General features: G+C 36.7%; 18 protein-coding genes and 1 riboswitch. Of the genes, 14 read left to right on the top strand and 4 right to left on the bottom strand.

The window, feature by feature from the left end:
• Positions 1-73: 73 nt before the first annotated feature.
• Positions 74-1,444, bottom strand: coding sequence for an MATE family efflux transporter (locus FJQ98_RS12745; protein ID WP_053595530.1), 1,371 nt, complete (start codon positions 1,442-1,444; stop codon positions 74-76).
• A gap of 171 nt (positions 1,445-1,615) precedes the next feature.
• Between FJQ98_RS12745 and FJQ98_RS12750 the strand changes: the two genes are divergently transcribed.
• Positions 1,616-2,692: an undecaprenyldiphospho-muramoylpentapeptide beta-N-acetylglucosaminyltransferase gene (locus FJQ98_RS12750; RefSeq protein WP_053595531.1), complete on the top strand. Its 1,077-nt coding sequence runs from the start codon at positions 1,616-1,618 to the stop codon at positions 2,690-2,692.
• A gap of 181 nt (positions 2,693-2,873) precedes the next feature.
• On the opposite strand, the gene FJQ98_RS12755 is transcribed toward FJQ98_RS12750, so the two are convergent.
• Positions 2,874-3,422 (bottom strand): GNAT family N-acetyltransferase, encoded by a 549-nt coding sequence (locus FJQ98_RS12755; RefSeq protein ID WP_053595532.1) that lies wholly within the window; start codon positions 3,420-3,422, stop codon positions 2,874-2,876.
• A gap of 551 nt (positions 3,423-3,973) precedes the next feature.
• On the opposite strand from FJQ98_RS12755, the gene FJQ98_RS26805 reads away from it, so the two are divergent.
• The 13 genes from FJQ98_RS26805 (at position 3,974) to FJQ98_RS12810 (ending at position 17,902) form a co-directional block, all read left to right on the top strand.
• Entirely contained in the window at positions 3,974-4,585 is a 612-nt protein-coding gene (locus FJQ98_RS26805; protein WP_246494206.1) for a hypothetical protein, read from the top strand.
• A gap of 28 nt (positions 4,586-4,613) precedes the next feature.
• The gene (locus tag FJQ98_RS12760) at positions 4,614-6,002 is read left to right on the top strand and encodes a sensor domain-containing diguanylate cyclase (protein WP_246494208.1); all 1,389 of its coding nucleotides are present in this window, start codon (positions 4,614-4,616) and stop codon (positions 6,000-6,002) included.
• A 113-nt stretch (positions 6,003-6,115) separates the two neighbouring features.
• Complete coding sequence (locus FJQ98_RS12765) at positions 6,116-6,790, top strand: response regulator transcription factor (protein ID WP_053595534.1); 675 nt, start codon at positions 6,116-6,118, stop codon at positions 6,788-6,790.
• On the top strand, positions 6,787-8,172 hold the full coding sequence (locus FJQ98_RS12770) for a HAMP domain-containing histidine kinase (RefSeq protein ID WP_053595535.1): 1,386 nt from the start codon (positions 6,787-6,789) through the stop codon (positions 8,170-8,172). Before FJQ98_RS12765 ends, FJQ98_RS12770 begins: the two co-directional genes overlap by 4 nt.
• Before the next feature lie 232 nt (positions 8,173-8,404).
• Positions 8,405-11,227 (top strand): 2-oxoglutarate dehydrogenase E1 component, encoded by a 2,823-nt coding sequence (locus FJQ98_RS12775; protein WP_053595536.1) that lies wholly within the window; start codon positions 8,405-8,407, stop codon positions 11,225-11,227.
• A gap of 91 nt (positions 11,228-11,318) precedes the next feature.
• Entirely contained in the window at positions 11,319-12,551 is a 1,233-nt protein-coding gene (gene odhB / locus FJQ98_RS12780; protein ID WP_053595537.1) for a 2-oxoglutarate dehydrogenase complex dihydrolipoyllysine-residue succinyltransferase, read from the top strand.
• Positions 12,552-13,066: 515 nt separating this feature from the next.
• A riboswitch (Lysine riboswitch) is annotated at positions 13,067-13,253 on the top strand.
• Between the two features lie 115 nt (positions 13,254-13,368).
• Positions 13,369-14,235, top strand: coding sequence for a transporter substrate-binding domain-containing protein (locus tag FJQ98_RS12785; RefSeq protein ID WP_053595538.1), 867 nt, complete (start codon positions 13,369-13,371; stop codon positions 14,233-14,235).
• Positions 14,236-14,429: 194 nt separating this feature from the next.
• Positions 14,430-15,155 carry an amino acid ABC transporter permease gene (locus FJQ98_RS12790; RefSeq protein WP_053595539.1) on the top strand — a complete coding sequence of 242 codons (726 nt, stop codon included), beginning with the start codon at positions 14,430-14,432 and terminating at the stop codon, positions 15,153-15,155.
• Positions 15,156-15,167: 12 nt separating this feature from the next.
• The gene (locus FJQ98_RS12795) at positions 15,168-15,899 is read left to right on the top strand and encodes an amino acid ABC transporter ATP-binding protein (protein ID WP_053595540.1); all 732 of its coding nucleotides are present in this window, start codon (positions 15,168-15,170) and stop codon (positions 15,897-15,899) included.
• Positions 15,900-16,116: 217 nt separating this feature from the next.
• Positions 16,117-16,347, top strand: a complete 231-nt coding sequence (locus tag FJQ98_RS12800) for a hypothetical protein (protein WP_143114882.1) — start codon at positions 16,117-16,119, stop codon at positions 16,345-16,347.
• Positions 16,348-16,626: 279 nt separating this feature from the next.
• Positions 16,627-16,827, top strand: a complete 201-nt coding sequence (locus FJQ98_RS12805) for a DUF3221 domain-containing protein (RefSeq protein ID WP_343069296.1) — start codon at positions 16,627-16,629, stop codon at positions 16,825-16,827.
• A 578-nt stretch (positions 16,828-17,405) separates the two neighbouring features.
• Entirely contained in the window at positions 17,406-17,531 is a 126-nt protein-coding gene (locus tag FJQ98_RS27200; protein ID WP_277815960.1) for a hypothetical protein, read from the top strand.
• A 173-nt stretch (positions 17,532-17,704) separates the two neighbouring features.
• Complete coding sequence (locus FJQ98_RS12810) at positions 17,705-17,902, top strand: DUF6501 family protein (RefSeq protein ID WP_053595543.1); 198 nt, start codon at positions 17,705-17,707, stop codon at positions 17,900-17,902.
• A 251-nt stretch (positions 17,903-18,153) separates the two neighbouring features.
• Here the strand turns inward: FJQ98_RS12810 and FJQ98_RS12815 are convergent, their stop codons facing one another.
• Together FJQ98_RS12815 and FJQ98_RS12820 are read right to left on the bottom strand one after the other, a co-directional pair.
• Positions 18,154-19,221, bottom strand: coding sequence for a toxic anion resistance protein (locus FJQ98_RS12815; RefSeq protein ID WP_053595544.1), 1,068 nt, complete (start codon positions 19,219-19,221; stop codon positions 18,154-18,156).
• Positions 19,218-19,868 carry a 5-bromo-4-chloroindolyl phosphate hydrolysis family protein gene (locus FJQ98_RS12820; protein WP_053595545.1) on the bottom strand — a complete coding sequence of 217 codons (651 nt, stop codon included), beginning with the start codon at positions 19,866-19,868 and terminating at the stop codon, positions 19,218-19,220. Before FJQ98_RS12820 ends, FJQ98_RS12815 begins: the two co-directional genes overlap by 4 nt.
• Positions 19,869-20,308: the final 440 nt, after the last annotated feature.

Here is a 20,308-nt window from a genome sequence, read left to right on the forward strand (position 1 = left end):
TTGGGGAAAGAGGTTGCAGAAAATTGGGGATGTTGATGAATTTCTAAAGCAAAAAAGCAAACTAGAAATATGTCTAGTTTGCCAGTTTTGCTTTGGACGTACTTGAAAATCTTTTTTGAACAAGTAATAACCGTATTAATAAAGTAATCGCACCTGTAGTCAGACCTGCCACTAATCCAATCCAATAGCCAAACGGCCCGAAGTCTGTATAAGTTGCAAGTGCATAACCGACAGGCAAACCAATAATCCAATACGAAATGATGGCCATGATGAAGGTCACTGTAACATCCTTATAGCCTCTCAAAGCCCCTTGGACTGGCGCTTGAATAGCATCGGATAGTTGGAAAATGGCTGCGAATACTAAAAATTGTACGGCATATTCTAGCACTTTTCCATCAGTTGTATACATATTTGCAACAGGTTCACGAAGGATAAATAGGATACAAGCTGATATAAAGCTAAATAAAATCGCAGTACCAACACATAAATAACTATAGAGTTTAGCATCATGCATACGACCTGCACCTATTTCAAAACCTACTAATATCGTAATGCCCATCGAAATACTTAGTGGAACCATATATAGTAAGGAGGTGAAATTTAAAGCTATTTGATGAGCCGCGATGATTTCTGTACTAAAGCTACTCATCATCATGGTGACAGCGGAAAAAATACTCGTTTCTGCAAATAAGGATATCCCAATAGGCACACCAATGATTAAAATTTCCTTCCAACGAAGCCATTCTAATTTTGGCCAGTCATGGAATATGCGGAAGCGTTCAAAGGGCACGCGTTTTGCAATAATCCAAACGGTGATAAAGAAAACTAGCCAGTAGGTAATTGCCGTTGCAACGCCAGCACCGATTCCACCAAGCTCTGGCGCTCCAAATTTCCCGAAAATAAATATGTAATTTAACACAATATTAATCGGCGTTGTCAGCAATGTAATAATCATTGTGACGCGTGTTTGTCCGAGCGCATCGATAAAACAGCGCATGACAAAAAATAAAAAAAGCGGTAAAAGACCAGCACACATTGCATGAATATAGGATTTAGCAATATTATGTACAGAGGCTTCTAAATTCATATTACCTAGAATCCAATCAATACCGACTAGTAACACAATAAAAATAACAACCACTAGTACGATGGCTACATAAAGACCTTGCTGAACAGCCTTCTTTGCTGCCGACTCTTTTTTGGCTCCAACAAGCTGTGAGACAATAGGTGTGATCGCAAGTAAAATTCCAGATAGTCCTATATAAACAGGCATCCAAATGGAAGAGCCAATTGATACTCCAGCTAAGTCAGCGGTGCCGTAGCGACTCGACATTAAAATATCGAAGAAAGAAATAAGATAAAAAGCTACTTGTGTGACTAAAATGGGTACGATTATTTTTAATATTAATGCGTATTTTTCTTTTAACGTAGTTGTTTGATACATATTGTTTAACTTCCTTCATTAACATGATTAATTAGTATAGCATATTAAATAGGTGAAAGCTGAAAAATTAAAAGCTTCATCTATATCTTTTCGTTCGCATATAGTAAAATAAGAGACTGTAAATAAAAAGTAGTATGGCTACAATGGCTTTTAAGGAATAGGAGAATTTACGTGAAACAACAAACAATCATTTTAACCGGTGGAGGGACAGCTGGTCATGTATCGCTCAATCAAGCGATACTCCCGTCTTTACAAGAACTAGGTTATGATGTCCACTATATTGGCTCAGAGCAGGGCATTGAAAAAGAATTAATAGGCGAGGCATTCCCTAGTGTTCCGTTTTACGGTATTTCAAGTGGAAAATTGCGTCGTTATTTCTCAATGAAAAATTTTACAGATCCATTTAAAGTGCTTGCAGGAATTATGCAGGCTTTTCGTATTATTAAGAAAGTGAAGCCACAAGTCATTTTTTCAAAGGGTGGCTTTGTTTCTGTACCCGTTGTCATGGCTGCGAAACTTGCTGGCGTTCCAGTGGTCATCCATGAATCAGATGTTACACCTGGCTTGGCCAATAAAATTGCGCTACCATTTGCATCACATATCTTTACGATTTTTGAGGAAACATTGCAGCACTTACCGAAAGAAAAGGCCACATGCACAGGCTCCATTATTCGCCAAGAGTTATTTATGGGAGATCGAGCGAAAGGATTATCACAATGTGGCTTTACAACATTAAAGCCTGTCCTTCTTGTTATGGGAGGGAGTCTAGGTTCGGTTGTATTGAATGATGCGCTTCGTCAAAATTTACCAGAGCTTGTCAAACAGTTTCAGATTATTCATTTGTGCGGTAAAGGGAATTATGACAAAACATTTGAGTCTATGCCTGGTTACAAGCAATTTGAATATGTGACTACAGAATTACCGGATTTATTACATGCGGCAGATTTTATCGTCTCACGTGCAGGCTCCAATTCGATTTTTGAATTTTTAGCACTTCACAAGCCGATGTTGTTAGTGCCATTATCCGCACAAAAAAGTCGTGGTGACCAAATTTTAAATGCCAAGTTATTTAAAAGACAAGGCTACGCAGAAGTATTACAAGAGGAAGAGTTAACAAAAGAATCCTTTAAGAAATCGGTTTATGTGTTAACTGAGCGCAAAGAAGAAATGGTAGCAACCATGGAGAAAACACAAAGACCGAAAACGCCAGATGAAATGGCGAAATTGATTTTACACTATAAAAAGTAGGCACTTTACTCGACATGCTCCAGACAATAGCTACAGAACAGTAGCGAGCGTCACGTTGAAGTCGTTGCCTACTCTAACATCCCAATTACACATTGATATGAAGCAAAGCCAGAAAACAAAAGCTATGTGCCTGTCATCATGACGGAGCACATAGCTTATTTTTATAAAAATAACATGTAGTTTACATCGCTTGTTCTTCGCCTTCTTGCATTTGATTGGCAGTTGTAAGGTAGAACAAGTCTTTTTGAATTTTATATAAATTAAATTGTGCCTCGCCGCTGTTTACCTGTGCTAATAATGTCGGATGACTGTCATTCGCGCTCATGACATAGGGTAGCTTTAAGGCTGCACGCTGTGATTTTATATTTTCAACACGAATACGGAGAAATACCGTATGGAAGTTATAGTCAAAAAAAAGTTCATTCAAAAAAAGTGTTTTTGCCTTTTGGTTATAGCCTTGACCTTGATAAGGGAGTCCAATCCACGTTCCTAAAAAACCTGCACCATCCTCGACATCATGAATGCTAATGGTGCCGATGGGCTGACCCCAATCATCAGTAATTGTCCTTGAAATAGCGAGTCCCTCCGCTTCTTCTTCAATCAGTTGTTTTGTCATAAACCAATATTCATCAGCTGATGTGGCTTTTTGACGGACAAATGGGGAAACAGAAGGGTGTGATAATAGCTCATAAAGCTCTGTACATTCATGTAGGTCTCGATGTTTAAGCATACGAAACGCCTCCTTTACAAGGGTAGTTAAAACAATTCCTTTAAAACATAAAGAAGAAAACTAAAATTCGTACTGGAATTAAAACCCAAAGAACTAGACGTTATAACTATGAAATCCATAATCTCCCGCTGTCTTACTGATTTTTCGACCATACCGAAAAATGGCTAGTTTTTTTAATATAATATAACAATCATTCTGCTTTATGCAATCATTTTACTCGCTAAAACAAAAAATATTTTTATCGATCGGATAATTCTGAAAAATGTATAATTATAGAGATAATTAAATTATGTTTAATTGTTATTTACGATGCATTGAGTCTAAAATAACAATTTTATTGCTGAAAATATTTAATAAGTGTTTCTTTAGGATTATGTTATTTCTTCGAAAGAGGTAAAATATCAAAAAATACCCTAAAAAGGATATAATTTTTCTTAATCGAGAAAGGTGATTCTTTTAAATTATGTTATAATAGTAGTATTGATTTTTTTGTATAAACAAATAATATATAAAAATTCTATATTAATATTACCGACTTATGGGGTGACAGCATGGAATATCTTTTAAGCGAAGATTTATTTAATGAATTGTTTATTGGCAAAGATTTTGTCTTTCTAATGAAAAAAGAGGGAGACGATTATCAATATATAAGCTTAAACCAAGCAGCTCGAGCTTTGTTTTCACCTGAGGTCATTGGGAAAATGCTTTCTACCGTTACCTCAAGTCGCAATTTCCCTATAATTAAAGAAAATTACCATCAAGCAATTGCGAAGCATAGTCAAATTGATTTTGTGGATTATGCTTATATTAAATCTGAAGTTCGTAAATATGAGACATCTGTTCGTCCGCTTAAATATAAAAATGAAGACTATATTTTAGCCATAACAAAAGAGATTCGCTATGATCGCAGCATTGAAGATAAGTTTTTATTTATGCGTTCAATGTTTGATCATGCCTTTTTTTCAACAGTCATCTTATCAGCAGAAGGGTCTATTTACGATGTGAATTCCAGCTTTATGGAGGACTTTGATTTAGAAAATGAAGCGGTAAAACACCAATTATTCATTGACCTACCAATTGTTCCTAAAGATGAGGTAGAAAACATACAAAATTATTTACAAAGAGCGGCTATGGGCGAAAAATATTGGGGAAAAACTTATTAAGCTTCATACACTGGATAAAAAAGAGCGCATGTATTTACTTTCTCTCTCTCCTGTTATGCAGGGGGATAACTCTTTTGCTATTTTCCTTATCATGCAGGATTTCACGCAATTCATTGAACAAAAAGCGGAGTTACGCTCAAAATCTCATGGTTTTGAGGTTTTTAAGGCTGCTCTAAGTTCTGCAACGTCTATCACTATTTTGGATATTAATGGGAAAATCCTAGAAGTGAATGATTTATTTTTGAATGCGTCTGGCTTCACGGCAGAAGAGTTAATTGGTCAATCTTATAAATTAATCGAGCCTCGTTACCATACGGAGGACTTATTACAAGCCATTTATGAAACACTTGTAGCGGGAAATATTTGGCGAGGGGAGCTATGCTACCGTACAAAATTTCATGCGGATTTTTGGGTAGAAGCAGCTATAGTTCCATTAAAAAATGAATTTGGCAAGATAGAAAAATTTTTATCCATTAACTATGATATTACGGACAAGAAAAAAATGTTCACGGAATTAAAAAATATTGAACGCACATTCCGTCTCATTACCGAAAATACAAACGATTTGATTGTCATAACAAATGAAGACGGCATCATTATTTACGCCTCACCATCCTATGAAATTTTCTTAGGCTACGAAAATGTAGAATTACAAGGTCAGTTTTACAGTAACATTGTCGATGACGAAAGTAAGAAGGCATGGCAAACGTTTCTAAATAATTATTCAGGTCAAACGGATACGCAGTTTGAGCTACTGCTAAAGGCAAAGGATGGTACGCCTGTTTGGACTGAAGGAAACGCAACAGTTGTTCATGATCCTGAGCGCGAAAAAGTTTCGCAAATTATGATGGTGTCCCGTGAAATTACCCATCGTAAGGAGCGAGAGAATGATCTATTATATTTAGCCTATCACGATACGTTAACACAACTACCAAATCGTCGTTATTTACAGAAGGAGTTCCCAAAATTACTGGCAGAAGCACAAGGACATAATGCGTGTTTAGCGATGTTCTTTATCGATGGGGATGACTTTAAGGTTGTTAATGATCGTTACGGCCATGACACGGGGGATGATTTTATCCGGAAGTTTGGCCAGGTTTTAATTAATGCTGTGCGTAGCCATGATTTAGTTATTCGCATGGGTGGCGATGAATTTATTGTCGTGTTAACGGGTTTAACTCGGGATGATGAAAAAAGACATAAACAAATTATGCATATTATTAATCGCATCCGTAATGAACTTAAAATAGGTTGGACCATCGAAAGTCATCACTTTGCGCCAACAGCCTCTATTGGTATCGCATATTATCCGGATCACGGTAAAACATTAAATGTTTTGCTGGAATTAGCAGATCAAGCCTTATATAAAGCGAAGGAAATCGGAAAAAATAATCTTTATATCGCTGATGCACATTAAAAGAAGTCTGTACAAACAAGTAATTGCTTGTGGTACAGACTTTTTGTTTGATGTTATGCTATAACAGTGTTGGAGGAGTCCCTCACAGTTACTTAGGAATAGAAGGTGATGAAATGCCTAAAAAAATACTTTTGGTGGAAGATGAGAAACATATCGCTCGCTTTGTAGAGCTAGAATTAAAGCATGAAGGCTATGATGTCTTAGTCGCTTTTGATGGGCGTGAAGGAATTGCACTAGCTTCATCTGAAAATTTTGATGTTCTGTTATTAGATGTTATGCTTCCCGGAATAAATGGTATTGAAATTTGTCGTCGAATACGAACGCAGTCAAAGGTACCGATTATATTGTTAACGGCACGAGATGCTGTGATGGATCGCGTAGCTGGCTTAGATGCTGGTGCCGATGACTACATAGTAAAACCATTCGCAATCGAAGAACTACTAGCTAGAATTCGTACCATTTTGCGTCGGGTGACACCTGATGAAAAGACAGCAGGATCATTAAATTTTCGTGATATCGAACTCGATATAGCAGCCTATGAAGTATTTGTACAAGGGAAAAAGCTTGATTTAACAAAAACGGAATACGATCTACTTAAATTATTGATGGAGCATAAAAATAGAGTTTGTACTCGAGAGTTAATTTTAACCTCTGTTTGGGGATATGATACGGATATAGAGACAAATGTGGTAGATGTATATATCCGGCATTTGCGAACAAAACTACCGGGTGATATGAATGCCTATATCGAAACCGTTCGTGGGGTTGGGTACGTGATGCGTGAATGAAAAAATTAAGAGATTATTTAGTCAATCAATCCTTACAAAGAAAATGGATGCTAACATCTAGTGCTGTAATATTTTTTAGCTATGCGATTATTTGTATTGTCGTTTATATTTCGTTACATACATGGCTTTTAAATGATGAACAAAGCAAAATCAAACGGACAAGCGATGATTTGGTGTATTTTTTAGAGTCACAAGGACCCGGTCTTACAATGCAGGAAATTCAGCAAAATAAAGGTCTTTTAGATTCAATTGCGGATCGTGATCAAACAGTTAAATTGTATAATTTAGATGGCAGAAAGATTTTAAGTATTAATGATAATAAACAGGTTGCACCTCTTACCTCGATAGGTGAAATTATTGAAATGACGATTGATAAAAAGGATGTTTTTGTCATAAATCAACAGATTCAACTTGGTTTCTTTCAAGGGTATATTCAAGTGATTCATCCATTATCAAAGTTCCAGTCTTTGATGCATTATTTATTGACTACAATGCTAATAGCGGGCTTGGGAGCATTATTGTTATCAGCTTCTATTGGCTATTACCTTGCCAACTATTTGATGAAACCACTACATGAGTTACGCTCATCTATGAAAACCGTTATGGATAAAGGATTTAATGAGCCAATACAATTAACCTACACATCCCATGATGAGATTGGCGATTTATTGAAAATGTACAATACGATGATGAATGAATTGCAAATTTCATTTACACAGCAGCAACAATTTGTTGCAGATGCTTCTCATGAGTTACGAACGCCTATTCAAGCTATTGAAGGACATCTCTCACTTTTAAAAAGATGGGGGAAGGATGATCCAGAAATTTTAGAGGAATCTATTGATACTTCACTATCGGAAATTGCACGGATGCGTAAAATGATTGAAGAATTACTAGAGCTTGCTCGTCGTGAAGAAAAGGACGATCAGAGTGAGGCTGACGCAGTAGCTGTTATAGAAACTGTTATAGAGGAAATAAAGCATTTGCATCCAGAAGCTCGAATAACGCTGTCGAAAAATGAAGAAATAGGGCGGTTATTTATAACAGAAAATGCACTTAGTCAAATTGTTCGTAATATTATAGAAAATGCAATTCGTTATTGTGAAAAAATTCCTGAGATTCAAATTTCACTTTCTGTCTCTGGGAATGAGGCACTTTTAAAAATAGAAGATAATGGAATTGGCGTTGCGGAAGAATACATTCCTTTCATTTTCGATCGCTTTTATCGGATTGATGAGGCTAGAAATCGTCAAATAGGCGGTACAGGCTTAGGACTTAGTATCACAAAAATGTTACTCGAAAAATATAATAGCTCTGTGGAAGTCAAGAGTGAAAAAAATGTTGGAACCGTTTTCTTCATGAAATTCCCGCTAAAATATTGAGAAAAATACACGCTTTATTTAATTATTCTATCCTTTGAGAAAAAAATTGCTTAATTTGCTAAAAAGAGTTGTATTTTTTGTGAAGAGTAGTAAGATTGAGATGGAAAAAACGTTCTTTAAATTATGGGTATGTTGTGTTAAACATCCTTTTAAAGAGCGGAGAAATATTATATAATTAATTGTAATTTAATTAATGGAACTGCCGAAAGGCAAAATTTGGAGGTCATTTTTCATGTCGAACAACGTTACAACTGTAAGTTCTCCATGGTCTGCTTTTTCTGGTCCTAACCTAGGATATGTGATGGAGCAATACGACTTATTCTTACAGTCTCCTGAAGAAGTAGAACCGGAGTTAGTATTATTATTCCAACAATTTGGTGCACCAGTGGTAGTAGAGGGTGAAGTAGCTGTAGCTAGTAATGCAGCAACTCCTGCTGGCGATTACAAAAAAGTGTTAGCAGCTGTGAAACTAGCAGATGCAATTCGAACACATGGTCATTTAGCGGCAGATATTTACCCTTTGAAAAACCGTGAACTACAAACAGCTCAAATTGAAGAAAGCGCGTTCAACTTAAGCGCTGCAGATTTAGCTGAAATTCCTGCAGCTATCTTCTTCAAAGATGTGCCAGCAAACGTGAAAAATGGTAAGGATGCAATCAATTACTTAAAATCCGTTTATACAGAAAAAGTAGCATTTGAATATAATCACGTAGTAGCAACAGAAGAACGTGATTGGATTCAAGCACAAATTGAAACAGGTTCATTTAAACAAGCATTAGCTTCTGATGAGAAAAAAGCTTTATTAGATCGTTTAACTCGCGTTGAAAATTTCGAGAAGTTTATTCATAAAACTTTTGTAGGTCAAAAGCGATTCTCTGGTGAAGGTTTAGATACTCAAATCGTCCTATTCGATGAAATTATTAAAACATCTGAAGCAAATAACGTAGAAAAAGTACGTATTGGAATGGCTCACCGTGGTCGCTTAAATGTTTTAACACATATTTTAAATAAACCGTATGACATGATGTTCTCTGATTTTGCACATGTATCTAATGATTTATTTATTCCAGAACATGGTCGCCTTGAAATAACAAAAGGTTGGACAGGTGATGTAAAATACCACATGGGTGCTTCTTACAACCGTGAATCGGGTATGAATGTTAAACTTGCCTATAACCCATCTCACTTAGAAGTAGGAAATCCAGTTGTTTTAGGTACTGCTCGAGCAGCACAAGATGATACTTCTAAGCCAGGGCAAGCTGTCCATGACCGCACAAAAGGATTAGGAATCCTAGTGCATGGTGACGCTGCATTCCCAGGTCAAGGTATCGTAACAGAAGTATTAAACTTTGCAAAAACTGAAGGTTTCACTACTGGTGGTACAATCCACATCATTGCTAACAACATGATTGGATTTACAACTGAACACCAAGACTCTCGCTCATCTGTTTACTCTTCTGACCCAGCAAAAGGTTATGAAGTGCCGGTTATACACGTAAATGCAGATAGCCCTGAGGCTGTAACTTTAGTAGGTCGTTTTGCAGCTAGCTACCGTCAAAAATTCGGTAAAGATATCGTTGTTGACTTAGTTGGTTACCGTCGTCACGGTCACAATGAAACTGACGATCCAACTGTTACAAACCCTGAAACATACAAATTAGTTGCTAAACATGAAACAGTTCGTGCTTTATACGGTGCGCAATTAGCAGCTGAGGGTGTAGTTTCTGCTGATGAAGTAGCAGCATTAGATGCAGCTATTTATGCAGAAATGCAAGCAGCTTATGATCATGTAAAAGAAATGGCAGATAAAGATGAGCACAAGCATTTAGAAATGCCAGAGGAATTAAAAGTAGAATTCCCACAAATTGATACAGCAGTTGGTGCGGAACGTCTAGAAACAATTAACGAAGAGCTTTTAGTGTTTGAAGAAAACTTCGAGCCACAGAAAAAGCTTGGCAAAATTTTAGAAAAACGCCGTGATGCATTTGCTTCTGCAAAAATCGACTGGGGTCATGCAGAAACTTTAGCTTATGCAACAATTATTCAAGATGGCACACCAGTACGTTTTACAGGTCAAGATGCACAACGTGGTACGTTCTCTCAACGCCACTTAGTGTTACATGACAAAAACAATGGCAATGTATTCACGCCACTTCACCATATTTCTGGTTCAAATGCATCATTTACAGTACACAACTCTCCACTGACAGAAGCAGGGGTAGTGGGCTTTGAATATGGTTATAATTTAGAAAATGGTAATGTTTTATCTGTTTGGGAAGCTCAATTCGGTGACTTTGCAAACATGGCACAAGTTATGTTTGATAACTTTATTTCAGGTGCACGTGCTAAATGGGGTCAAAAATCTGGTTTAGTTATACTTTTACCACATGGTTATGAAGGTCAAGGTCCAGAACACTCTTCAAGCCGTATGGAACGTTATTTACAAATGTCAGCTGAAAATAACTGGTTTGTAGCAAACTGTTCAAATGCAGGTAACTACTACCACTTATTACGCCGTCAAGCAGCATTATTAGGAACAGAAGGTGTTCGTCCGCTTGTAGTTGTAGCACCTAAATTCTTACTTCGTCACCCATTAGCTGCTGCAAATGCTGATCAATTAGCAAATGGCTCATTCCAAGAAGTAATTGAGCAACCAGGTTTAGGTTCAAAAGAAAACGCTGTAGAGCGTATTGTATTAGGTACAGGTAAAGTAATGATTGACATAGCTGACCGTGTAAAAGATGGTGAAGGCTTCGATCACGTACACATTGTTCGTGTAGAACAGCTTTACCCATTCCCAAAAGAACAAGTTGCTGGTATTATTGCTAAGTATCCTAATGTAAAAGAAGTTGTTTGGGTACAAGAAGAACCTAAAAACCAAGGTACTTGGAATTATGCATTAGAAACATTACATGAAATTTCTGAAGGTAAAAAGCTACGTTATGTAGGTCGTCCTGCAATGAGCTCTACTTCTGAAGGTGATGCAGATTCTCATAAAGCAGCTCAAGCCGCACTTGTTGAAGAAGCAGTTGCTGAGCCTGTAAAGGTTAAATAGTCATATAATAAATTTTTGAGAGCCGGGCTACTTGCTTAGGCAGTAGCCCTTTTATGTGCACAATGCACGTTAATTAAAGGAGGAAATGAAAGTGGCTGAAATTAAAGTCCCTGAATTAGCAGAATCGATTACAGAAGGTAGTATCGCACAATGGGTAAAAAAAGTGGGCGATCGCGTTGAAAAAGGTGAATTCATCGTTGAACTTGAAACAGACAAAGTAAACGCTGAAATCATTTCTGAAGAAGCGGGAGTTTTAACTCAAATTTTAGCTGAAGAAGGCGATACTGTACTTGTAGGTCAAGTAATCGCAGTAGTAGAAGCCGGCGAAGGTGCAGCACCTGCTCCAGCGGCACCAGTTGCAGCAGCAGCTCCAGCTCCAGCAGCGCCACAAGCGGCACCTGCTCCGGTTGCAGCAGCTCCAGTTGTAGAAGAAACTTCTGGTGAGCGTGTAATCGCATCTCCAGCAGCTCGTAAACTTGCTCGTGAAAAAGGTATTGACCTTGCTGCTGTATCTCCAGTAGATCCACAAGGCCGTGTACGTGTACAAGACGTAGCAGCTCATGGTACAGCTCCAGTGGCAGCACCACAAGCAGCTCCAGCAGCACCTAAAGCAGCTGTAGATGAATCACGTGTAACAGTTGAAAAAATGAGCCGTCGTCGCCAAACAATTGCAAAACGTTTACTTGAAGTAAAACAATCTACAGCAATGTTAACAACATTCAACGAAGTAGATATGACAAACATTATGGCTTTACGTTCTCGTAAAAAAGACCAATTCTTCGAGTCAACTGGCTCAAAACTTGGTTTCATGTCATTCTTCACAAAAGCAGTAGTGGCAGCACTTAAAAAATACCCATATGTGAACGCACAAATCGCTGGTGATGAAATTCACTTAAACAACTTCTTTGATATCGGTGTAGCTGTATCAACAGAAGAAGGTTTAGTAGTACCAGTTGTACGTGACGCTGACCGCAAAAACTTCGCTGAAATTGAAGATTCAATTGCAGACCTAGCGAAAAAAGCACGCGACAAAAAATTAGGTTTAGCAGATCTTCAAGGTGGCTCATTCACAATTACAAATGGTGGAGTATTCGGTTCATTAATGTCTACACCTATCATGAATGGTACACAAGCAGCTATCCTAGGTATGCACACTATCAAAAAACGTCCAGTTGAAGTGAATGGTGAAGTAGAAGTTCGCCCAATGATGTACTTAGCTCTTTCTTATGACCACCGTATTATCGATGGTAAAGATTCTGTAGGCTTCCTTAAAACTGTTAAAGAACTACTTGAAAACCCAGAAGATTTATTATTAAATTCTTAATTCCAATGATTTATTACCCCTGCGAACATTGTTTTGCAGGGGTTTTTTTCTTTATGAAACATTCAATGAAAGCGCCGGAAAGAATCATTAGGCAGCCGCCACAATGTTATGAAAGCTTCATATAGTAAAAAAGTATATGGTAGATAAGGTATCAATTATCCTAACTAATAGCTTCTTTTGAATCATTAGAATGAAAGTTTAGTAGTAAATATTTGCGAATTTTCTAAAAAAGATCGTTATCAAAAGGTAGGGATAAAAAGAATGCCATGTATTTGATTGAAGTGTAAACTGGACCTCCTTAGAGATCAGTATCACAAGTGGCTCATCGGACGCCCCCAAGAAAGCACCTAGCCGGAACGGAAATCAACCACACGTTATGGTGATGATCCTTTAAGAAAAATAAAACCCTAATATTGTAATTAGTCAGAAAAGTAATAAAATTATCTTGACGAATAACTTAGTTTTATAGTAGTATCTAATTATCAATTAAATAAACAAACCTCACTTTTGTTCTATTGTGAGGTAGAGGCGCGGTATTTATTAGTTCATTGTTGAGTGCAAGCAAGCGAAGACGCAATGGAGAAGGAAATATCGCCGAAGTATAAAAGGAGCTCGTACTTTTATGCTGGGTCTGCAGTGAATAAGTGCAGGACTGTCCTAGTAAATTACTTTCCAGATTTACTAGGTTGTGCTATCTCGGAATGATGGAATAATAGTGAGGATTTGGGCAACTGTTAAAAAAGTAAGACCTAAGTTCAGAACTTAGGTCTTTTTTGGTACAGTTGTCTTATTTTTTTACAGAAAAGGGGAGTTTTACATGAAAAGAAAATGGTTGGTATTAATGTTGACCGTAATGACAGCAATTTTGCTAGCAGCTTGTGGTACTGGTGACAAAAAGGATACGACGTCATCTAGTAATGAGGGTAGTAAAACGAATAAGGATGAAGGTGGCGGCCAATTCCGTATCGGGATGGAAGCAGGCTATGCTCCGTTTAACTGGACCCAGCAAGGTGATGCAAATGGCGCAGTAAAAATTGCCGATAATGCAGAGTATGCAGGCGGTTATGATGTGCAAATGGCGAAAAAAATAGCTGAAGGCTTAGGAAAAGAATTAGTCATCGTAAAATTGGAATGGGATGGCTTAGTACCAGCTCTACAATCAAATAAAATCGATGCAATCATTGCAGGTATGTCACCTACTGAAGAACGTAAGCAAACTATCGATTTCACAGAAAACTACTATACATCTGATTTTGTAATGGTTATTAAAAAAGGCAGTAAATATGAAAAAGCAAAATCTATCCAAGATTTTTCTGGAGCAAAGATCACATCACAATTAAATACATCTAACTACACTGTTATTGATCAAATCAAAGATGTAAAAAAACAAACAGCAATGGATAGCTTCCCAGCAATGCGTGTAGCATTAGAAGCTGGAAAAATTGATGGCTATGTAGCAGAACGCCCAGAAGGTATTTCCGCTGCTGCTGCAAACGATAAATTCACATATGTAAAGTTTGAAAAAGGCTTTGACACTGATGTTTCAAATACATCTATTGCAGTTGGTTTACGTAAAAATGATGCAGATCTTGAAAAAATCAATGAAATCCTAAAAGGTATTTCTGAAGATGATCGCCAAAAAATTATGGAAGAAGCAATTCATCAACAACCAGCAGCACAATAACATGACTGCACGGGCTGCTTACTAGTCCGTGCAATATCATTTCATCATTATTCTACAAGAATCTCTCTAAATAATGATAATGTCTTAGCTAAAAGTTTCATAAAATAAAAGAAACAGAAGCTCCAATCAAAAAGGGAGATTGCTAAGACGATACTGGAACGAACAAGCAACACGACGTTGTTAGGAGGAACATCATGAGTTTTGAATGGATTATTTCAATTGTTGAGAACAACTGGCAAATGTTTTTACGGGGTGCGTATTATACATTACTTATTTCGATTATTAGTACAATTATTGGTGCACTTATCGGATTTTTTATCGGGATTATGCATACCATCAAAGTTCGTAAAAAGGGTGTAAAATATTATTGCTTGAAGCTCATTAATTTTATACTAACATGCTATGTTGAATTCTTCCGTGGTACACCAATGATTGTACAAGCGATGGTTGTATTTTACGGACTAGATATGGCATTTGGCATTGATATGCACTTTATTACGGCCGGTATTTTAGTCGTTTCACTAAATACAGGGGCTTATATGACGGAAATTGTGCGTGGTGGTATTGTTTCAATTGATAAAGGACAGTATGAGGCTGCTTCAGCAATCGGTATGAATCATTTCCAAATCATGCTACACGTTGTTTTACCTCAAGTTGCACGAAATGTATTACCTGCTACAGGTAACCAATTAATTATGAATATTAAAGATACAGCAGTATTAAACGTTATCGGGGTTACGGAATTATTCTTCCAAACAAAATCGATTGCCGGTAATAACTTCCGCTATTTTGAATCCTTCTTTGTAGCTTGTGTCCTTTACTTCATCATGACATTCACAGCATCAAGAATTTTACTGTATGTAGAAAAACGACTGGATGGTCCAGATGCTTACCAAAAAGAACAGAAAGAAGCAGTATAGGGGGACGAACAAATGACGGTTATTAAAATAGAGCATTTAAGTAAATCATTTGGGCGTAACCAAGTGTTAAAGGATGTAAATTTCCAAGTAGAAAAGGGCGAGGTTGTCTGCTTAATCGGTTCTTCAGGATCTGGTAAATCAACACTACTACGCTGCATTAATTTACTGGAAACGCCAAGTGGTGGTCAAATTATTTACAAAGGTGAAAACATTTTAGACGAAAAGCATAATATTCAAGAATATCGTACACATTTAGGTATGGTATTCCAGCAATTTAACTTATTCAATAATCATAATGTGCTAAAAAATTGCACTGTTGGTCAAATAAAAGTATTAAAGCGTTCAAAAGAAGAAGCTGAGGAAGTTGCTCTAAAATATCTGCAAATCGTTGGCATGGATCAATATGTCAATGCAAAGCCACGACAGCTCTCTGGCGGTCAAAAACAGCGTGTAGCCATTGCACGAGCATTGTCCATGAGCCCAGAAGTAATGCTCTTTGATGAACCGACGTCAGCCCTTGACCCAGAAATGGTGGGTGAAGTATTAAAGGTAATGCGTCAGCTAGCGGATTCCGGAAATACGATGTTAATTGTTACACATGAAATGGAATTTGCCAAAGAAGTAGCAGATCGCGTTGTCTTTATGGATAAAGGTGTTATTGTAGAGGAAGGCCCTCCAGCACAGGTTTTAGTAACCCCTCAGCATGAACGGACAAAAGAGTTTTTAAAACGGACATTAAAATAAATAAGTTTCCGCCTCTGGTTATGAATAACTAAAAGTGAATCCAAACAATTTTATTACTATTAAGCTGGACGTATTAGTTCAGCTTTTTTTTGCGATTAAAGATATAATCTGGGCTACTTCAATTAACGGAGCATTTTAGTCTAGGAACTTCCTTCCACTGATAGCGTCAAATTTATAAATTTTATGCAGTTATTAACCCTTTAATAATGGAGGTAGTATGTTGAAAAAATTATTTATTCTATTTACCATAATTAGTGTTCTGTTAGTTGGCTGTTCGCAAGAAAAAAAATATTACGTATGGGTTGATTCATCAACACAAACTCAAGAAAGTATTGATTCAGCGATAGAAAGGCTTACTATTGCCAAGGTTGATTTCATTATTGATGATCATGGTAGTGTTTTAATAAATGAAAAAGATATGGATAAGGCTGTGATGTGCTGTTCTTAAGCTAAAGGGAGCTATTTTTCAAGAAGGATAATGCCTTTTTTTGAAGTTAAGAGGTCGTTTAGTGGAATGATTTTGAAATTTATTGAAACGAAAACTACGAAATTCAGTCAAGTTTTTAAAAGGAGTGATGATTTTGAAAAAATTTAGTTTAATTATATCTGTAATATTTTTATCAATTGGATTATTGGGCTGTAAAAAAGTGGGGATGAGGAGGAACTCGACAAAGAGATTTCAAAGTCAACTGAGAAAATAACAGATAAGCCTACAATCATAGGCGAAATTGTTCAAATAGAAGGTAAAAGATTTTTAGTGGAAAACAAAACTGAAAAATTACCAGATGGCAGATCAGGTGCGATATGGTTTTCAACTGATGAAATTGAATCTTTAAAAGTAGGACTTACTGTTTCTGTTTGGACAACCAAAATAGAAGAAAGTTATCCAGCACAAGCAGTTGCAGAAAAAATTGAGATTAATGAATAATGGGCGAGATTAAACAAATGAGGTATTAAACTTCCATGAAAATAAAATTTCTGGCACTAAAAATAAAGGCCTAGTCATTAAAAAAAATGGAGATCTGGTTTAGATTGTATTAGGCAGGATGGTCACATTGTAACCTAAACTTTCAAGACTCTGAACAGAATATCGAATAGTGGATTGTTTTTTTTGTTAAGTCTACATACATTTCTTTCCTTGTTAGAAGGTAATAAGCAATTAGCCTTGAGTGACGGATGAGCGTGCTCACTTTTTACCCTTTCGAGCTGCAGTCCGTCTACTTCTAGTCCCATTTGTTTATGACTTCTAAAAATTAAAACGTACACCACTAAAATTGAATTTAGCAATGTACATTTAACGTTTTTTTCTAGAAAATAGGTTACTTTATTTTCTAGAATTCCATTCTGCGTATAAAATAAAGCAAATTGCAAATGCAACGGCTAGGATAAAAAACCATTGCGGTACACCACCAAAGCTCATGTTAACACCTCGAAGTAAAATTTTTATTAGTTATCTTCATTCGTTAAGGGACGCCCAATTCTAAATGTGTTGGGATGAGTCCTACAGTGAAACATCTACTGAATGAGAATATTGCCTCCAGACGCATTGATCATCTGTGCGAAAGAGAAGAGACAGCACCAAATGTTTTCTGTGCGAAAGCGAAGAGACAGCAACAAATGTTTTCTGTGTGAAAGCAAAGCGACAGCAACAATTACGCCAAGACGAAATTGATATAGTTAAAAAAATGGATAGTTACGGAGAAAATATAGGTTTTCTATGGTTTTTTTCTCCACAAAAGTTCAAAAATATTATAAAATAAACAGTAGACATTAGCTTCATGCTAGTAAAGAGAGGTAGAGAGATTATGTTACATTTAAAATGGAAAGATGCTCCAACAGTACGTACAGTTACTTGTAAGCATACAAATGCATCAAAATATTTAGTTTCAAACGTATTAACAGTAGGGAACCAATATGATGTTAAAAATGAAACAGAAGAATTCATTTTTATTATCGATAACACTGGTAATATTGGTGGCTACTATAAAGATTATTTCGAATAAGTTTAATCAATTTCGCCTTGGCGTAATTGCGTCCGGATTTTGAATTGTGCTCGCACAATTCATTCCTTTTAAAATCCGTGACATCCGCCGGAGGCTTTATTTTCATTCAGTAGGTGTTTGGAAATCCCTGAAAAAGGGGAACTACATATGCATTCATTACCACCTTCAGAGGTGGGTTTCTTCTGCTGAATGAAAATAAAAGGGTGGTTCAGATGATTTCTGAGCCACCCTTGTTTGTTGGAAAAGTAGAATCAGTCGCTGTTATTATGGCCCTTTAATTCAGCTACATCCTGTAATTGCTGTTTTTCCTGTTCCGTAGCTGTATGTAGGGCAAAGACATCTTTGATAGCCGTCTGAAGTTCATGCTGTGTTTCTTTGAATTTCGATACTTGCAGTTCAAAAGAAGGGCTCGTAAAACGGTCATTTGTGCGAGATAATCTTTCCTCAAGCTTCGCGTAGTGATGGTCCATATGCATGGATAACATCATGGCTAACTGATTTTTCCAAAGTGGTATAAGGGTAACGATTGAAAATTCAATTTTTTCTGCTAGCGTTTGATTTGACTGCTGAATCATACGTATTTGTGGAGCAGTTTGTAAGGCAACCTGCTGTGATACTTGTAAGTCATAAATACGTTGATCTAGACGTTCGATTTGAGCGGCGAAGTCATTGAGCTGCTGGATAGCAAGTGGCTGTTTCGTTGCCTGTACACTAGTCACTTTTGCAGGAAGCTCAACTTCAATGATTTGCTGCTTCTTCATTTGTCCTGCCGAAATAGCAGTTGCTAACTCCTCAAAGAATCCTCTATTATGTGAATAAAGTTCCTCAAGCATTTCTACATCTTTAATCATTTGAAGCTGTGCACGTTCAAGCTGAACACCAATTCGTTCTACTTGAATACTAATACGTTCAAACTCCGTTAATGTTTGCTTAACAGTAGGCCCAATTTTACCAAACATTTTTTTGAAAAAGGACTGTTTTTTTGGCTCTAATGCGTTAGGGTCCACGCGGTCTAACGTTTGCATTAATGAATCTAACATTTGGCCAATTTTTGTGACGTCTTTCTGTTTTACTTGTGCAAGCATTCGATCGGCAAATTGAGAAAGTGCTCGCTGAGAATCTTGCCCTAAAGACAGCACTGATTCGAAGTTTGACAGGTCAAGTTGACTAGCATAAAGAAGTGCACGACTTTGTGCAAGAGGCGATAGCGTTTCATACGTCGCCATCGCCTCATTATTTGTAGTTTCTAAATAAGATTGCACAAGAGGGGAAATACCTTGTATTGAATTTAGTTGAAACGCGTGATCATTTGCTGTCACTTATCATCGCCTCGCCATTCCAATTGTTCTTTTCGTCTTATATTGGAACGATTCGCAAATTCGATTTCCATTTGAAGATGGTCGATATCATTGGAAAGCGCATCTTTTAAATCAATTTGAATCGTATCATTTAAATCTGTAAGCGTTTCTCGTGTTTTAGATAATGTAATCTGGATTTCCTTATCCTTCACAGGCTGCTTCGATAACATCGTATATTTATCCGTTAATTCGACAGCGGAAGGTAGGTGTGCATAAAAAAATTGTTCAATATTATAAAATTTTCGTGGATCTGTTTTAACAATTTTCACGATGTTTTTGGAAATACGTGTCATTTCGAGTAATTGCTTAAATGCTGAAACAGAGCGTACACGTAAGTAGTTTTGGCTTAATGTTTGAATGTTTTTATTGGCTGTTGTAAGTTGTGTTTCGATATGTTTGTATTCTTCTTTTGTTATACCTGCTATTTGCATGACTTTCTTTTTCTGTCTATGTTTCAACAACGCTGTACTCGACGCGTATGTTCCAGCAAACAATAAACCACCAAGGAAGAATCCTGGATTTGCCGCAATTGCTGCAATAGAAACAGTTGTTAGCGAAATAAAGAAGCTAGCGGTATGTCTAGAGAAAAACTGTCCGACACTGAGCATGTTTCTTCCTCCTAGCATTTAAATATGTCTATCTTCTTATACGAAATAATCGACATAAAGTTTCAATGAAAAATTAAACCTTACATAAATTTTACTGCTATTTGTTAAGTTTCACAATGATAATACATAAGAATAAGCAAATCCTTTGATTTATAGTAGAGAAAAGGAGCAAATGAAATAGAAGTCGGCCTAAGCAATGTCTGACATTGCTGCTGAGATTATTGATTTTTATTATATCGTATTCAAATTAAATGTAATTCGCGAATTTTTGTAATGTTGTTATTCATTTTTTTAGTTTAAACATTAGTATTGTTTTTTCATCTGTTGTTAATTCCTCATTATCAAATAAGATTCTAAAGTAATGCCTTAGCAAAAAATGTTGCTATGTCATAGAAATTCTTCGTTGCTATAAATTGGTGAATAGTAAAAAGTGATGGAGG

It is taken from the genome of Lysinibacillus agricola, from assembly GCF_016638705.1.
In the GTDB taxonomy this organism is placed as follows: domain Bacteria; phylum Bacillota; class Bacilli; order Bacillales_A; family Planococcaceae; genus Lysinibacillus; species Lysinibacillus agricola.

Excerpts from the sequence above, each read along its gene's own strand:
- FJQ98_RS12745 (WP_053595530.1), bottom strand. The coding sequence starts at position 1,444 with ATGTATCAAACAACTACGTTAAAAGAAAAATACGCATTAATATTAAAA.
- FJQ98_RS12755 (WP_053595532.1), bottom strand. The coding sequence starts at position 3,422 with ATGCTTAAACATCGAGACCTACATGAATGTACAGAGCTTTATGAGCTA.
- FJQ98_RS26805 (WP_246494206.1), top strand. The coding sequence starts at position 3,974 with ATGGAATATCTTTTAAGCGAAGATTTATTTAATGAATTGTTTATTGGC.
- FJQ98_RS12760 (WP_246494208.1), top strand. The coding sequence starts at position 4,614 with ATGTATTTACTTTCTCTCTCTCCTGTTATGCAGGGGGATAACTCTTTT.
- FJQ98_RS12765 (WP_053595534.1), top strand. The coding sequence starts at position 6,116 with ATGCCTAAAAAAATACTTTTGGTGGAAGATGAGAAACATATCGCTCGC.
- FJQ98_RS12770 (WP_053595535.1), top strand. The coding sequence starts at position 6,787 with ATGAAAAAATTAAGAGATTATTTAGTCAATCAATCCTTACAAAGAAAA.
- FJQ98_RS12775 (WP_053595536.1), top strand. The coding sequence starts at position 8,405 with ATGTCGAACAACGTTACAACTGTAAGTTCTCCATGGTCTGCTTTTTCT.
- FJQ98_RS12785 (WP_053595538.1), top strand. The coding sequence starts at position 13,369 with ATGAAAAGAAAATGGTTGGTATTAATGTTGACCGTAATGACAGCAATT.
- FJQ98_RS12790 (WP_053595539.1), top strand. The coding sequence starts at position 14,430 with ATGAGTTTTGAATGGATTATTTCAATTGTTGAGAACAACTGGCAAATG.
- FJQ98_RS12795 (WP_053595540.1), top strand. The coding sequence starts at position 15,168 with ATGACGGTTATTAAAATAGAGCATTTAAGTAAATCATTTGGGCGTAAC.
- FJQ98_RS12800 (WP_143114882.1), top strand. The coding sequence starts at position 16,117 with ATGTTGAAAAAATTATTTATTCTATTTACCATAATTAGTGTTCTGTTA.
- FJQ98_RS12810 (WP_053595543.1), top strand. The coding sequence starts at position 17,705 with ATGTTACATTTAAAATGGAAAGATGCTCCAACAGTACGTACAGTTACT.
- FJQ98_RS12820 (WP_053595545.1), bottom strand. The coding sequence starts at position 19,868 with ATGCTCAGTGTCGGACAGTTTTTCTCTAGACATACCGCTAGCTTCTTT.